This window comes from Bradyrhizobium sp. Bra78 (assembly GCF_024519855.1).
Classification (GTDB): domain Bacteria; phylum Pseudomonadota; class Alphaproteobacteria; order Rhizobiales; family Xanthobacteraceae; genus Bradyrhizobium; species Bradyrhizobium japonicum_G.
Genome location: NZ_JALJRE010000015.1, coordinates 151353 through 167057, shown reverse-complemented (window position 1 = coordinate 167057; position 15705 = coordinate 151353). Strand labels below are relative to the sequence as shown.

12 protein-coding genes are annotated in these 15705 nt (G+C 58.8%); 8 read left to right on the top strand and 4 right to left on the bottom strand.

What is annotated here, in order from left to right:
- Positions 1–387: 387 nt before the first annotated feature.
- The 7 genes from OC450_RS28760 (at position 388) to OC450_RS28730 (ending at position 9212) form a co-directional block, all read left to right on the top strand.
- Positions 388–1524 (top strand): glycosyltransferase, encoded by a 1137-nt coding sequence (locus OC450_RS28760; RefSeq protein WP_211381867.1) that lies wholly within the window; start codon positions 388–390, stop codon positions 1522–1524.
- A gap of 137 nt (positions 1525–1661) precedes the next feature.
- Positions 1662–2843 (top strand): polysaccharide biosynthesis/export family protein, encoded by a 1182-nt coding sequence (locus OC450_RS28755; RefSeq protein WP_211381866.1) that lies wholly within the window; start codon positions 1662–1664, stop codon positions 2841–2843.
- A gap of 239 nt (positions 2844–3082) precedes the next feature.
- Positions 3083–4309 carry a glycosyltransferase gene (locus OC450_RS28750; protein ID WP_211381865.1) on the top strand — a complete coding sequence of 409 codons (1227 nt, stop codon included), beginning with the start codon at positions 3083–3085 and terminating at the stop codon, positions 4307–4309.
- A gap of 83 nt (positions 4310–4392) precedes the next feature.
- Positions 4393–5751 (top strand): hypothetical protein, encoded by a 1359-nt coding sequence (locus OC450_RS28745; protein WP_262049114.1) that lies wholly within the window; start codon positions 4393–4395, stop codon positions 5749–5751.
- A gap of 70 nt (positions 5752–5821) precedes the next feature.
- The gene (locus OC450_RS28740; protein ID WP_211381863.1) at positions 5822–6937 is read left to right on the top strand and encodes a glycosyltransferase family 4 protein; all 1116 of its coding nucleotides are present in this window, start codon (positions 5822–5824) and stop codon (positions 6935–6937) included.
- Between the two features lie 259 nt (positions 6938–7196).
- On the top strand, positions 7197–8027 hold the full coding sequence (locus OC450_RS28735) for a glycosyltransferase family 2 protein (protein ID WP_211381862.1): 831 nt from the start codon (positions 7197–7199) through the stop codon (positions 8025–8027).
- 42 nt (positions 8028–8069) lie between these two features.
- A complete protein-coding gene (locus OC450_RS28730; RefSeq protein WP_211381861.1) occupies positions 8070–9212 on the top strand; it encodes an acyltransferase family protein in 1143 nt (380 codons plus the stop codon).
- 83 nt (positions 9213–9295) lie between these two features.
- On the opposite strand, the gene OC450_RS28725 is transcribed toward OC450_RS28730, so the two are convergent.
- Genes OC450_RS28725 through OC450_RS28715 form a run of 3 tightly spaced genes read right to left on the bottom strand, consistent with a single transcriptional unit; the run spans position 9296 to position 12337 of the window.
- Positions 9296–10369 (bottom strand): glycosyltransferase family 4 protein, encoded by a 1074-nt coding sequence (locus OC450_RS28725; RefSeq protein WP_211381860.1) that lies wholly within the window; start codon positions 10367–10369, stop codon positions 9296–9298.
- Positions 10370–10373: 4 nt separating this feature from the next.
- Positions 10374–11129 (bottom strand): class I SAM-dependent methyltransferase, encoded by a 756-nt coding sequence (locus OC450_RS28720; protein ID WP_211381859.1) that lies wholly within the window; start codon positions 11127–11129, stop codon positions 10374–10376.
- The gene (locus tag OC450_RS28715; RefSeq protein ID WP_211381858.1) at positions 11126–12337 is read right to left on the bottom strand and encodes a glycosyltransferase family 4 protein; all 1212 of its coding nucleotides are present in this window, start codon (positions 12335–12337) and stop codon (positions 11126–11128) included. The genes OC450_RS28720 and OC450_RS28715 overlap by 4 nt, the downstream gene beginning before the upstream one ends.
- Positions 12338–12371: 34 nt before the next feature.
- Between OC450_RS28715 and OC450_RS28710 the strand changes: the two genes are divergently transcribed.
- Positions 12372–13745, top strand: coding sequence for a glycoside hydrolase family 5 protein (locus tag OC450_RS28710; RefSeq protein ID WP_262049113.1), 1374 nt, complete (start codon positions 12372–12374; stop codon positions 13743–13745).
- A gap of 238 nt (positions 13746–13983) precedes the next feature.
- Here OC450_RS28710 and OC450_RS28705 read toward each other — a convergent pair whose 3' ends face one another.
- A complete protein-coding gene (locus tag OC450_RS28705; protein WP_211381856.1) occupies positions 13984–15411 on the bottom strand; it encodes an undecaprenyl-phosphate glucose phosphotransferase in 1428 nt (475 codons plus the stop codon).
- Positions 15412–15705 lie beyond the last annotated feature (294 nt).

Sequence of the window (15705 nt, the reverse complement as noted above, 5' to 3'; positions counted from 1 at the left end):
CAGGCTGCCTCGCGATCAGCACTCGCCGTTCTTCTTGCACTCCGCGCGCCAAGCAAGCGCGCGGAGCGACGTTAGATATTCGCGTTGCAATCGCTTGGGCGGAAATATAGACATTGGCGGCTGAGCGGCAGATCGGATGGCGCTACCATTCGAGGCTGAGCTGGTGTTTGTGTGTGCAGTCCAGAGACCAGCAAAGGGCGGACCAGGAAATCGCACCCGCAAAATTTAGTGGGGGCGCTGAATTGCCACAAAGCTCGTTTTGGTTAAGTCTGTCAGCGAATGTATCTCAGCCTGTACCGGGCTTGCTCAAAACCGAAGCAGGAATATCGTTGAAGACCGGGTGTTTGTTGTGTGGGTCGCATATGTCTCCATCAAGCCAATTTTCGAATGACGCCTGATTCCCCTCGGCTTAAGATCATCCACGTTGCCGAGACTATTCGCGGTGGGATCGCGACCTATTTCACCGAATTGCACGCGCTTCAGTGCCAGACTTTCGGCAAGGAAAACGTGTGCTATATCGTTCCGTCGGATCACCGGGCCGACCTGATCGGAATTGCGAATTCCAATATCGTCGCCTTTGACCGCTCAGGGCGGAACTTGCCCAGCCTGATGAGGCTGGCTCTTGAGACGATGCGGCAAGTGCAGGTTGCCAAACCGGACATCGTGCACGTTCACTCGACACTCGCCGGCCTGATCGTGCGAACGGCGTTCGTTTTCATGCGCAATCGTCCTGCCATCGTTTACTGCTCGCATGGCTGGGCCTTCTCGCGCGAGACGTCGCGCTTCAGCAACGCCGTCGCCAAAGTGGCGGAGCGGTTGCTCGCCAAGGTCACCGACAAAATCATCTGTATCTCGCAAAACGAGTACTCGGCAGCTCGCGACGCCGGTATCCCGGAGAAGAAGCTCAGCCTCGTCCTGAGCGGAATGCGAAACGAGCGCCCAAATTTCAGTCGCGATGATGCCAGCTGGAACACATCAAAGCTGAAGGTATTGTTCATTGGACGCCTTGATCGCCAGAAGGGATATGACTTCCTGATCGAGGCGGCGAGGCAGCTCGAGACGTCTATTGACGTCCGAATGATCGGATCCGCGGTCGTCAACGAGGAAGGCGACCACACCATGCCTTCGAATGTCACCCTTCTGGGCTGGCTCGCGCGGACGGACATTGAGGCCCAGCTCGACCTGACAGACATCGCCGTGATCCCGTCGCGGTGGGAAGCCTTCGGATTCGTCGCGCTGGAGGCAATGCGCGCGCACAAGCCGATCCTGGCATTTCGCGCAGGCGCGCTGCCGGAAATCATCGAGGACGGGCTCACCGGGTTGATCTGCGATCCTGCCGGAACACAGGCACTTGTGGCGGGACTGAGGCGAGCCTCACAGGTGAATTTGCGAGCGCTGGGAGAGGCTGGTTACGATCGGTTCGTGTCGATGTTCCGCATCGAGAGGACGCATCAGGAACTGCTCAAAGTTTACGCACTGGTGGTCACAACGTCGCCAAGGCACCTGTCGAAATTTGTCTTCTAGCGAAACGCGACGTGACCGGATTGCAACACTGATTTTCATTGTCCGTTGCAACCTGATCCAGACTTGGTCTCAAATGGTGCGACTGCTAAGAATTCAGCAGGCTAAGTGTGAGATAGGATGCGCGTTTGTTAGTATCGATGTTCAAAGTTTCTCCCGCGCTTGCCATCTCCGCCATTTGCTTGGCGGCGTGCGGCGGGCTTACGCCGCAGGACGCGCCGAACGGGGCTTCGGTCGTCTCAAATGCGGCGCTGACGGTCGCGCCCAGCCCGCCGGTGCCTTACGCGCTTCTGGCGGTGGACCCGCAGATCATGAAGGCGGCAAACTCGATCAGCGATCACGTCAGCGGCAATTTTCGCAATTTGCCTGGCGGAAATTACAAAGACATCACCATCGGCGTCGGCGATATCGTTACTGTAACCGTGTTCGAGGCCCAGTCCGGCGGACTCTTCATTCCGCGAGAGGCCAGCGTCCGGCCTGGTAACTTCGTGGACATACCTCGCCAGCAGGTCGACCAATCCGGCAACATCACGGTTCCTTACGCAGGCACGATCAAGGCCGCCGGGCTGACCGCTCGTGCGGTTGCCGACATCGTTCGCGAGCGGATCAAGAACCGCGCGATCGATCCGCAGGCCGTCGTCTCCGTCGTCGAGCAACGCGGGAACCAGATCAGCGTGCTCGGCGAGGTCAATGCGCCGCTCAGATTTCCGGTCGACCCGGGCGGGATTCGCGTGATGGGCGCAATCGCGCGCGCGGGCGGCCCGAAATACCCGTCGTGGGAAACTAAGGTCAGGGTCAAGCGAGGCGGCCGGACGTACACCGAAACGATGAGTTCGATCGTGCGTCATCCGGAAGAGGACGCATTCCTTGCGCCAGGCGACGTCGTTTATCTGTCCCGTGAACCGCGCGTGTTCATGGTCTTCGGATCGACGCCCTCGCCCGGCTCCATCGGCGGCACCAACAATCGCAGATTCACCTTCGAAAACGACAGGATGTCGTTGGCTGAGGCGATCGCGAAGGCTGGCGGCTTGGACGGCGCTCGCGCCAATTCACCTTCGGTCTATGTTCTTCGTCTTGAGCCGCGCAATCTGCTCAAGTCGGCCGGAATCGACGTCGAACGCTTCCCCGGCGATTTGGTTCCGACCGTCTACAACTTTGACTGGAGCAAGCCCGACGGGTTGTTCTTCGCCGACTCCTTCCAAGTTCGAGATCACGACGCGATCGTGGTGTCGGAATCGCCCAGCACAGAGTTCATCAAGTTCTTCTCGCTTATGATCGCCGGAACGGACTCGGCTGTTAACATTCAGACTCTGACGAGATAACGCACGTCAGACTGGATGGCACCGGCACTCGGCGCTGCAATCCTGCAGCGCCGCATTCGCATCCAATATCTCTTGGGTTGTGCGCGGCTAGGCTGCCTCAGTTCATTGTGACTGGAGCGGGTGAGCCGGGCATTTGGCCCGGATACTGCAAGATGCTGGATGACCTGGGCACGTCATAAAAAGGCGCTGTGTCTGCGCTTAAAGGAGCCAGATCCGCTAGTCATTTGGAGCTTGAAAGTATGCGCATTCTGGTTGTCTCGGCAATGTTCCCTCCGAATGTGCTCGGTGGTGCTGAGATTTCTGCTTTCAACCTCTCCTCCTGGCTCCAGAAGCAGGGACATGAAATCGGCGTACTCACGGCTGCAAAGTCTCGCGCAGAGGAGAAGCACGGCGAGCTCGTCGATGGCATGAGAATCTGGAGTATCTACATGCCGCGGCCATACCCGATCTATAAGCAGGGACGCGTCGATGAAACTTACCTGAAGCCGTTGTGGCATCTGCAAGATCATCTGGACCCGAGAAATCAGCGTATCGTCGGCCGCGTGCTCGACGAGTTCAAGCCCGACTTCTGCAATGTGCATTATCTGACGGGCATCGGACACAACGTTCTGCAGGAGTTTGCCAAGCGCGATCTCCCGATGATGTACGTCATGCCGGACCTGGCGCTGTCCTGCCTGCGGCTGACGATGTTCGTCAACGGAAAGACCTGCGAAACGCAATGCGGCGTGTGCAAGCTTTCGGCGAGCGTAAAGCGGCGCGGGATTCTCTCGATGCGGCGAATCGGTTTCTGTTCTCCATCCCGCGCCAATCTGGAACGGAATGCCGAGTTTCAGCCGCTGAAGCGATTCCCAACCGCGCACATTCTCAACGCGAACAAGTACCCGTCGCCAACAGTCCAGCGCGCCGATTCAGCGTCGGTCCGATTCGTCTACGCGGGCCGGCTGCACGAAGCGAAGGGAATAGATGTCCTGCTTGAAGCCGCCGAGGGGCTCGTGGATCGCTGGCCGTTCACGTTCACGATCGTTGGCGGCGGCGGACATGAACCCGCGTTGCGAAAGAGGTTCGGTCATCATTCGTGGATCAACTTCACGGGCCACGTTCCGCTGCAGGAAGCCATAAATCATATCGCGACGAGCGACGTGCTTTGCATTCCGTCGATCTGGCTGGAGAATTCGCCAGGTGTCGTCATTCAGGCCCTCGGCCTGGGAGTTCCCGTGCTCGGCAGCAACTTCGGCGGAATTCCCGAACTCGTCGAACACGATGAAACGGGGCTGCTGTTGCCGCCGGGAGACGTGGATGCGTGGCGCGCCGGCCTCGAAAAGGTCCTGTCGGACCGCGAGACGCTTGGCCGATACCAGGCTAATGCGATGGGCCGCGCGCGTGAGTTCGATCAGGACTTTCTCGGCGCGAAGTACCTCAAATTCATCGACGAGATTCGCAATTTCCGCGGGCCTGCGAGCCAATGAAGGCCCCAGGATCTTTGACCGGCAGGCCTGGCCATCATCGTACTACGTCGCGTCCGGCACGTCCCGGCGCGCCGTTCAATTCGGTGCTGCGTCGAGCCATTCCATGGTGCCTGATGTGCGGCGTCGCGTTTTTCGGTGCCGAGCGCTCCGCGGCCGCGGAGCGAACCGTAACTCTGCCGCCCGTCACCAGCGCCAATCCGGCAGCTCGGCTGCTGATCGGATCAAACATACATTTCGGCCTCGTGCGCACGCTCGGATACGACTCGGCAACCACGGCCCTGCACGGGCTGGCGCAGATCGGCGCGGCATCTTTTCGCGACTACCTGCCGTGGCAATCCTTCAGCTTTCCGCCTCAAGGTCCGACCCTCGTCAAGTCGCAGCGGCTGATGAATTTTCTGCCTCAAACGAAGTTGAAGCCCGTCCTCAATGTCGGGTCTACAAACTCATTCGTGCCGGGAGGTATCCCGCCCCTGTCCGATGACGCGCTCGGAGTATTCGATGCCTACCTCAAAAAAGTCGTCGAGCTGACACGGCCATATGATCCGATCTATGAGATCTGGAACGAATGGAACATGGACATCGGCACGGGAACACGCCTGCCGAGACTTGTTGGCGAAGGACCGGCCAGCGATCCCCGATCGGCGGTCAACTATGTCCGCGTTGCAAATTCCGCGGTTCGAGCCATCAAGAGTGCGAATGCGCAAGCTGCAGTTATCGTCGGAGCTGTAGGGGACGATATCGACTGGAAATGGGCGAGGGCAATCGTCCGCGATGGTGCTATGAACGGCGCTGATGGCTTATCCGTTCACCTCTACAACCATTGCCTGAAGCCGCAAAACAGAACGGCCACTGAACTGATCGGCCGGGTCAAGCGTTTGCAGCAGGAACTGATGCAGGACCGTGGCGGGGTCGTGACGCCGATCTACGTGACCGAATTCAGCTGGCCCACGTCCACCGAGCCGTGCGGCCTATTGCCACTCGCTGCCGGTTATAACTTCGCTCAATTCATCATGCAGAGCGCAACGATCCCCTGGATCAAGGGAATATGGGTGCATGAATTGAAGGATATCGGTCCGAGTCCGACGGACAGGGAGCAGAACTTCGGTCTATTCACCTTTCACGATGAGCCAAAGCCGGCCGCCTGCTTTGTGCGTGAAGCAACGGATCTCGTTCGCTCGGCTGATCACGTTGACGTTCAAGAGCCGCTCCTGGACGTCTTCATTTTCAGGGCCCGACGCGGCGCACGACAAAACATCGTTCTTTGGACCTCAAACTCGGCCGTCAAGGCGCGATACGAACTATTGAACCCGCCCGGCGCATTGGGACGGCCGATGTGCGACGAGGCCGCGCCGGCCTCGGGTCCGCAAGGCAATGTTGGGCCGAATCCGGTCGTCTACGACATCGATGCGTCCGCTCCGGTCACCGTACGGGTTCTCAACTGATGCTGCCACAAGACCGAACCCCAGAGAGACTCTCGTCCGTTCTTGGCGCGATCAGAGGTCGAGCGACGTGATGCCCAGTGAACTCACCATTCCGCTGTTCGCAATACATCACCACAAGATCGGCGGCACGGAATCCGCGATCTACAATCTCATTCACGGTCTCGACAAGGCGAAGACCGCATTGACGCTCGCCTTTTCCGATCCGAAGCGCCTCTCCCCGGAATTTCTGCAGTGGATGGCGAAAACCCCGACGATCGCGCAGCAGCGACAATCCCCGCTTCCTGGCAAGAACAGCCGCTTCCTCGAGGAGCTTATGTTCGAATGGCAAAGGCCTGGGAACGGCTGGGCAGTCTATCCGAACTATTTCCTTCCGCCGCGGCGTCCCGGCAGCCGCGCCAAGTCAGCCGTAATACTCCACGACATTCAGTACAAGGTGCTGCCGCAGTACCATTCCCGCAAGAGAATCGCCTGGCTCGACTTCTATCTTCCCCGCATGTTCAAGACAGCCGACCTCGTATTCCTGATATCAAATTCCGAGAAGGAGTACGTTCGACGCCATTTCGGGGACGCGGCGGCTAACAAATGCAAGGTCATCTACAACGCCATCGAGTGGTCCAGGCTTGAACAGGGCGAAGTTAGCGAAGAGGCTCGCAGGCTTGCGAGCCGGCCTTACGTTCTCACCGTCAGCCACCCCTTCCCGCACAAGAATTTGGGAGTACTCATCAAGGCTTTCGACCGAGTCGCCCAATCGATGCCCGAAGTCGAATTGTATCTCGCCGGCAAAGCCTCCGACGAGAAAAGGCGTCTGATCTTCGAAAATGCGAGTGAGAGGACCGCCGCTCGCATCGTGATGACGGGCATATTGTCGGACGCAGATCTCGGCGAACTCTATCGAAACGCAAGGCTCTTCGTCTTGCCCTCGCTCTACGAAGGCTTCGGCATGCCGGCAGCGGAGGCTATGGGCTTCGGCGTCCAGACGCTCGTCAGCGGCGTGACATCGCTTCCCGAAGCAACCTTGGGTAAAGCGGAATACGTTGGCGATCCGACCAATGTGGATGCATGGACGGATCAGATGATCGCAACTCTGAATTCCGGAAAACGTCTCTCCACCGAGACCGTCGCAGAAATACGAGAGGCGTTCGCACCCCATAAAGTTGCGCAGTCTCTCCTGCAAAATCTGGGTTAGCGCACTCATGCAGTTTCTCGATGATGACAAAAATAGAGGCTCTCCCGGCTGGGTTTGTGACGGGGTCATCCGGAAAGTTATGGTATGACCTCATCAAGACCGACGAAGGCCGAGCACATCCAGGAAGATCGGAATTCATGCAAAAGATCAGCAGCAGTTGTGACGTCACACGGACGCGGGAATCCTGCCACGGGCGCGGTTTGTCATAGCGAGCACGTTTTGCATGACTAGGCCTTCAACTCTGCAGGAATCTCGCTCGATGAGCAGTTCGGGTAAGCTCCAGGCGATCATCGTCAATTTCAGAACCGCTCAACTGACCATTCGCTGCGTGAAATCGATGCTGGAGCATCGCGTGGTGGATTCGGACGGCGTGCTGATCGTGGACAACTGTTCCGGAGACAACTCGATCGAAGACGTTCGCAAGGCCCTGCCCGGAATTCGAACAATCGTTGCCGACCACAACGGCGGATTTGGAGCCGGTGTGAATCTGGGCGTGGCGGCAACCACCGCCGATTATCTTCTCGTCTTGAATCCCGACACCTATTTCGAGTTCAACAGCGTCGCTTCCGTCGTAGACTTCATGGAGCGCAGTCCCGAAACCGCAATGGTCGGGCTGGACCTCGTCAATCCCGACGGAAGTCGGCAATACTCGGCTCGCCGCTTCTACTCGGTGTTCGACGTCCTTGCCCGGCGCGTGGACTGGATCGGGGCCCTGGTGCCCGGGCGTACCGAAAAGCACCTGATGAAGGACGCTTGGGAGACCGGAAGGCCGTTTGATGCGGAATGGGTTATGGGGACGGGCTTCGTCGTCCGGCGCAGCGCATACGAGCAGATCCGGGGAATGGACGAGAGCTATTTCCTGTACATGGAGGATGTCGATCTCTGCGCACGTCTCTGGCGGGCGGGACACAGGATCAAAGGCATGCCCGGGGCCCAATTGGTTCATGACCATCAGCGGTCCAGCGCCGCCGGTCCTCTCACTTTTGCAGGGAGGACGCATATTCGCAGCCTTCTTCTGTTCAGGTCGCGGTTTACCGTTCCGCTATTCCGGCCGCCGGGCGTGGACAAGATCAGCGGACGCGCAGGCTGAGCTTTGGGCTCCGCTGCGACTTGACGGGGAAAGTCAGCTTTCATGAAGCCCGAACTTCCGAAAGGAGAAACGCAGGTGCCACGGCAAGGACAACTGCTGCAGTTGAACTGGATCCGAGGCATCGCAGCGCTGCTCGTCGTGGCCTACCATTGCGAGGTGACCATGCTGATGCCGAAATACTTCGGGGTCAGCACGTTTCCATTGTTCAAGGCAGGCCATTCCGGCGTTCAGCTGTTTTTCGTCCTGAGTGGCTTCGTCATTTACCTGGCGCATCATCGCGATCTCGAGAATAGCCGCAGTGCCGTCGCAAGGTTCGCGGCGAAACGGTTTCGCCGCCTCTATCCGTCGCTTTGGATCGTGCTTGTTCCCCTGATCATCTTGTCGTTTCTCGGCTTCTCCACGAGAGTACCGAGCAGCACCGACGTCGCCCTGTCGCTGCTGATCTTGCCCGTAAAGGAAGAGGTCATCCTGGCTACGGAATGGACGCTTCGCCATGAAATTCTTTTCTACGCGATGTTCGTCTGCTTCCTGTGGAACCGGCGAATCGGATTCGGAGTTCTGATCGCGTGGGGCCTTGTCGGCCTGCCTCTCGCGTTGGTCGACGAGAAGGGCTGGCTTATCGATTTCATCTTCAACAACAACCATCTGCTCTTTCTCGCAGGGGTTGGCATTGCGTGGCTTTATGTTCGCGGATACTCCGCCGGCGGCCCCTACTTTCTCTTCGCCGGCCTGATCATTTTCGCCGTCACTTTCTACTTCGCAATCTCGAAACAGATTCCTGCAAAGGCTGAGCTTCTGCTGTTCGGACTGGGGGCCGCAGGAATCATCTACGGCGCGTGTTCGATGCCATCCCTGAACCGGCGAATTGGCCCGCTAGAGGAGGCAGGAGCGGCTTCATATGCGCTCTACCTCATTCATTATCCGCTGATCTCACTGCTTGTGAAGTTCGCGGTCAAACTTGACCATTCGATCGCGCTGCCGCACGCCCTGTATTTTGTGACAATTTTGGTCGTCTGCCAGCTGGCCGCCGTGCTCTTCCATCATCTGGTAGAAGCCCCTCTGATGAAAGCCCGCTGGATGCAAAACCTGTTCGTTCCCGCCAAGGCGGCGGCGGTCACCTCGAGCTTTCAGGGACAATCTCCGAAAATCGCGGAACGCAACATGCCGGCGCCGTCTTCCGACTAATTGGGGTTTCAGTTCCCTTCCTTGGTGTGGTTCAGGGCGCCATTGCGCGGCCGCTCGCCGCCGCGAGCCAGCGACAGCGGGCGCTATATCGAATTCAGCAACGCAAGGGCCGACGAAGTCCACGTATAACGTGCCAGCCGGCCGGCTTGGCGTTGTCGCTCGAAGGCGGACAGCGGCCCCTTTTCGATCCGTTCGTGCATCAGAAGCGACAATTGCCCTGCATCCGTCGGGTTGCAGTATTCGGCTGCATCACCACAGATTTCTCGCAGCACGGCAATATCCGAAGCGATCACGGGGCAGCCGAACAGCATCGCCTCGAGCGGAGGCACACCGAATCCCTCATAGAAGCTTGGAAAGATCAATGCTGCCGCGTGCTGGTACAATGCCGCGATCGCCTCATCGGAGACCTGCCCCACACGCATCACTCGTTCATCGGGCATCGGACCGGAGTGCCGGAATACGCGCTCATCCTCCGCGCCGACGATCACGAGCCGATGGTCTGCCGGCATCGATTTGATCGCGTCCGTTGCGAGCCGGATATTCTTGTTCTTTTTCGTGGACCCAATCGCCAGAAAATACCTGCCCGGACCGAGGTCGAGCCTTTCGAGTATCGAAGTGTCCGGTTCGACCTCGGCGAGGTGCTCCGCACTATTCGAGCAGACCGTGATGGCGTCGGACGGGACACCGAGGACAGCCGAGAGTTCGCTCCGGGAGAACTCCGACACGGTTATGAGGTTCGCGGTCCTCGCGTAAAGCCGTCCAAGACCACGATGGAAAGACGCGTAGCTGCGGCTGAAGAACTCGGGGTGACGAAAGACCTGCGCATCGTGAAGCACGATATGATGCCGACGATGGAGCACGGGCCCGGAATTGGCCAGACTGATGAGAGTACCGTTCCGCGCCGCCACGGCGAGATCGATCTGATCCCAGGCATGCCCGGTGCGCGTTCCGACCCTTGCGATGTGAATGTGCTTCAGTGAAAGACGTTCTTCGGCGTTCGAAGGCACCAGAAGGGTCCAGCTTGCGTCGCTGAGCCGAGCAGGCAGCTGCTGTCGATCGATCAATTGATCGATTGCCTTGACGATTTCTGCGGCAAATCGCTGAACGCCGCTCAGCGATTGTGAAAGGAACCGACCGTTCAGGAAGACATCAGGCATGCTTCTAACGGCCTTGCGCGGCCTGCGGCGAGTTCGAACGGCTGAGAACCATGAGGGACCATCCGCCGACAAGTCGAACTGTGGCGTCGGGAGCGGCGCGAAACGCCAAACGTCGGGGCCATGCGGCCAGCCGCTTTTTCCAGGTCTTGTAGGACTGGTCGATCGCCCAAGCCGTATAGAAGCAATCGATCGTCTCCAGGCCGGATTCCGCAATCATCGACAACGCGCTATCCCGGGAGAAATAATGGATATGCCCCAACGTGCGACGGGCTTCGGGCAGCACCCAACCACGTCCGACCGCAAGAGCATTCATGTCGAGCGGGAGATGGATGACCTGCCAACGAGACATCTTCCCCATCGCCCTGAGGAATTCAAAGGGGTTCTCGACATGCTCCACCACGTCGATCGCCATGGTCAGATCGAAATGCTTCCCGCTCTGAAAAGCATCCTGCATGCTGAAACTTAGATTTTCCGACGCTCGCTTGAGGGACAGCTCATGAGCATAGGGAGAAACCTCAAAACCTTCCAGTTTCGATTGCGGATACTGCTTGGACAGGATTCCGACGATCGCACCCGTCCCGCAGCCGATATCGGCGAGCGTTGCCCACGGGATAGCGTTGCGCTCCAGAATCGTCCGAATATGCGAGACCTTCCACGGCGCGTCTTCCTCGTGCCAGTTCGGATTGTCGGCCGCGTAGTCGTCCTGCCTGTACCTGCTCGTTGCGTCTGCCGCCGGCTGCTCCGTCGAGGAAGAATTCATACCGGTAGCGTCCTCACGCTTTCATAGAAGGCAACGACTCGCCGCCCCAAAGTGTCCTGATTGAATTCTTGCATCGCCGCGCCGGCGCTGTCCTTGTACGCCTCAAGACGCTCCGGATGATCCAGTATTTTCTCGATCGCGGCGCTCCAGGCTCTTACATCGCCCGCCTCCACAAGGATACCATTTTTCTCGTGTGTGATGAGTTCCGGTATTCCGCCGGCATTGCTCCCCATGACGGGAAGCCCCTGCCCGAGAGCTTCAACGATCACGCCGGGGGAATTTTCGAACCATATGGACGGCACGAACAGGAGATCGCTCTGCGCCATGCGGTTGGCGACTTCCTGCACCGAGACATGGCCGGCGAACTCGATCCAGCGATGATCACCGAAGCGCCGCCTGAGATCATCTTCGCTGGGGCCGGTCCCGACCAACGTCAGCTTGAAATCATGGCGTGCCGACAGCGGCTCGAGAGCCTGGAGCAGAACGTACAACCCCTTGGACTCATGCAGACGCCCGACATACAGGAAACGAACGGTTCTCGATCCTTCCTTCTCGACTGTCGGGTCCGGCGACTTGTTCGGGTTCAGGATGTGGTCATGGAGCCAAGTCTGGATCGGTTGAAATGCCGACAGCCGACGGAAAATTGCAAGCGAAGGCGACACGAATCCCAGTCGTGGAACGGAGCGGAGAAAGCCGAGCTTCGCTCTCGACGAAAACGCGCAAGGCGCGCATTGGCGCTCGCACTCGCGACCGGACTTGAACATCGCCATCCTCACGCAGGCGAGGCTGAGGTCATGAATCGTGAAGACGACAGGTATGTTCCTGGCACCGATCGCGCGAAGGGTATTCCAGCCGATGCCTTGCAGGACGTGTATGTTGACCATGTCGGGGACAAATTCGTCCAGCACCTGACGCATGATCCAGTTGTTGCGAGGGTCAAAATGGTCTTGAAGATGCCAGATGGATTTCTGCAGACCGGATTTTTGAGCAGCTTCAAACACCGCGTACGGCCGAGGCATGTGAATGCGCCAGACTTTGAGACCGTCAACGATCGCCCCCCTCACCTCGTCCTCCGGAGCCGGTGATGTGGTCAGGACGGCGACCTCATGGCCGTTCGCAACGAGCCACGCCGCCAGATTGCGCGCGGAAATTTCGGCTCCGCCTTGGACAAAGGGCGGAAAGAAAGCTGAAACGATGAGAATTCGCATGTACGTTCGTTACCTGACACAAGTGAGGGCGTAGATGGCCAGAGCAGCGACAAGAGGGTTAGTGGCACTTGCAGTCATCGCAGCGGGTTTGCTCTTCAGTAAAATCTATGCGGCTAATCAAACTACATCCTTCTGGATTGGCAAGCAGCCGTTAGCCGAGCGGGCCGAACGGCCGATAATCGGCATCGGCGTACACTTCGGGATAGGTGGAGAATATGGCTATTCCCCTCAGAAGACCGCGCTGACATTGCGATCCGACGCCTTTGATTCAGTCAGGGACGATCTCGCCTGGAGCTTGTTTCAGGCTGGACCGACGATCGGCAACGCGGCCACTCAAGTGGCACGAGAACCAGCCAAGCTGTTCGATTTCCTGGATCGAACTCAAGCAAGGCCATTGCTCATCCTGGGTCATCCAAATCCTCTGGTTCCTGACGGCCAGCCCCCGCTGACCGACGTCGGCCGAAAGAGCTTCGGCGACTTCGCGGCGAAGGCCGTTCAGGCGACCGCCAAACGTAACCCGATTTACGAGATCTGGAACGAATGGAATATGAACGCCGTGCTGGGACGCCCCTTCCTGGTCGGCGAAGGCGACCCGAGCGATCCGCGCGCGGCGGCCAATTATTCCGCCCTCGCGAAGGAGGCGCTCGCAAGGATACGCAGCGTGGCACCCCAGGCACAGGTGCTGGTCGGGGCGGTCGGAATGGATCCCGACTGGAAGTGGACCATGGCGCTCGTTCGGTCCGGAGCGCTGGACGGTGCCAGCGGCTTGTCCGTTCACCTCTACAATCATTGCGAGCGCGAGGTTTCCAACCGAACCGCAGAGGCTGCGATACATCAAGTCAGCTCCTTGCGGAAGTTGCTGGACTCCGCCGGATCAAACATCCCCATCTTCGTCACAGAGGTCGGATGGCCGACAACATCGAAGACCTGCCCGATTTCAACGCAAACTGCCGCGAACAATATCGCGCAATTTCTATTTTGGACTGCAGCCACACCTTGGATAAAGGGGGCCTGGATCTACGAAATGAAGGATCAGGGTTCTGATCCGACTGCCCTGGAAGACAATTTCGGGCTGTACGACTACGCTTTTTCACCAAAGCCTGCTGCATGCGCGACCCGCGAAGCCATTGCTATCATCAAGAGCATGGGCCCAATGAGACTTGAGCAACCCTTGCCCGGGCTGTTTGTGGTCGAGGCAACGACCCCTGGAGGAAAACAGCTGATCGCCTGGACCTCACAGGAAAAGACTTCGGCGACGCTCGAATTTCCCAACGACACAAAACCGGAATTTGCGCCGCTGTGTCAGCAAAAGACCACGTCGAGCACAATACGGCTAGGGGCCACCCCCGTCGCCATCACCTTGCCGACCACAGCCCCATTCGAACTGAAGGCCACATTGAATCAATGATCCCCGGTCGGCGGACGCCGGCCGGACCTGTCGTACCGCGCTAACGTCGGCGCGCCCGGAGAGAGAATTGCTTTGCATGAAACCACCGAAGCGCGATGCAGGCCCGAGGCAAGCCGCGCTGCGGCTGGCGCCCGCCCGTTGCGGCAGGATGGGCGCATCGGCGATCGCGGGCACGAACATCCTGTGATGGACAGGCAATCAGTTGCGCTTCACCGGCCAGCGGTATGCAAGATCGCCGTCAATACGCTTCCTGATGGATCAAGGCCAGGGCCGTCTTGAAGATGATCTTGATGTCGAGCCAGATGCTCCAGTTACTGACGTACCAGACATCGTACTCGACGCGCTTTTCCATCAGATCGATCGTCGGCGTTTCACCGCGAAATCCATTGACCTGGGCCCACCCCGTCAGGCCCGGCTTCATATGATGGCGGTAGACATACTTGCTGATCATCGGATCGTAATAGTTGTCGTGTGCGAGCGCATGCGGACGCGGCCCGACCAAGGACATCTCCCCGCGCAGAACGTTCCAGAGCTGCGGCAGCTCGTCGATGCTGGTCCGCCGCAGCACGCGGCCGACACGGGTCACCCGTGCGTCGCTCCTCGTCGCCTGCGTGACGATATGGCCGTTCTCCGCCACGGTCATCGAGCGAAACTTCCAGATCTCGAACTGCTTGCCGTTAAAGCCGCGTCGAAACTGCTTGAAGATCACCTTGCCCCTGGAATCGAGCTTTATCATGATCGCGGCGGTCACCAGCAGCGGCCCCAGCAACAATAGCGCGAACGAAGCAATACCGACGTCGAGGCAGCGCTTCTGCGCCTGCTCAAACACGCTGAGCGGCGCACGCTGGATCTCGATCGCGACCGTGCCGCTGACGGGCTGGAACGGACGCGAGACCAGATCGGCGATCGGGAAATCCGGCAGAAGACGAATCGGCTGCGGAACCACGCGCAGGTGCTGGCTCAGCTTCTGGAGCAGCGGCATCTCATCCCAGTCGATCACCAGGAGATATTCCTCCACGTCAGCGGTCCGGGCCTGACGAATGATGTCACGAATCTCGCGATCCCAGCCCGCGCCCTCTTCCGAGGGCTCGAGCACGAAATGCCGCACGACGTTGAAGCCGTGCTTGCGCAGGTCCTTGAGACGATTCGAGGTGAAATCCAGCGGCTTGAGGCTGAGCAGCACCACCTTCCGGTCGACCAGGCGCCCCTTGGCATAGCTCGAGGTGAGAGCCAGGCGCCACAGCACGCGGAGGCCACCCAGAGCAAGGCCGCCGGTTGCGGCGAACAGCAGCGTGGTCCCACGCGACAGCTCTGCAGACGATTTGAGCAGAAACGCTTCGACCGCGAGAATGGTCAGCGAGATCAGCCAGACTGCCAGAGCCTTGCGCAGCTGCCAGACCGTGCTCAGCAGACGATGGTGGTCATACACACCCTGGAAATAGGCGATCGTGACAAACACCGCGCCGACGACAAGACCGGCGCCGACGGATGAATCCTGCTCGGCCGTGGCGAGCACGCGATAAAGACCACTCGCCGTGAAGTAGCTGAGCAGCACGGCGACGAAGTCGCCGGCGATCAACGCGACCTGGAGGGGTCTCTGGAGAGCACCACGCCGGTTCGATATACCCGAATAGAAATTTTCCGAACCGTAAGTTGCTACAGCCATCCGAACCTCGCTGCCTCGTCACACATTCGCAATCAGCAATTGCGAGCAAATCGATCTAAATTCGCGACGTGCGCCAAAGTATATCTTAACTAAACAAAGCGACATTGCGGCAGTGCACCGAAAAAATCAAATCGAATTTATGCAACGCAGCGTCGCCGCAAGAGTTGCCCAAAGTACTGTCACACACGTGACAATTATGCGTGCATCGCGCCGCATTTGCTATCAGATCGCGCCACGTTCGCACCGAAGTCCGCGCGCATTTGAACGGCTGTTCAACCATACCGCTTAAGCCGT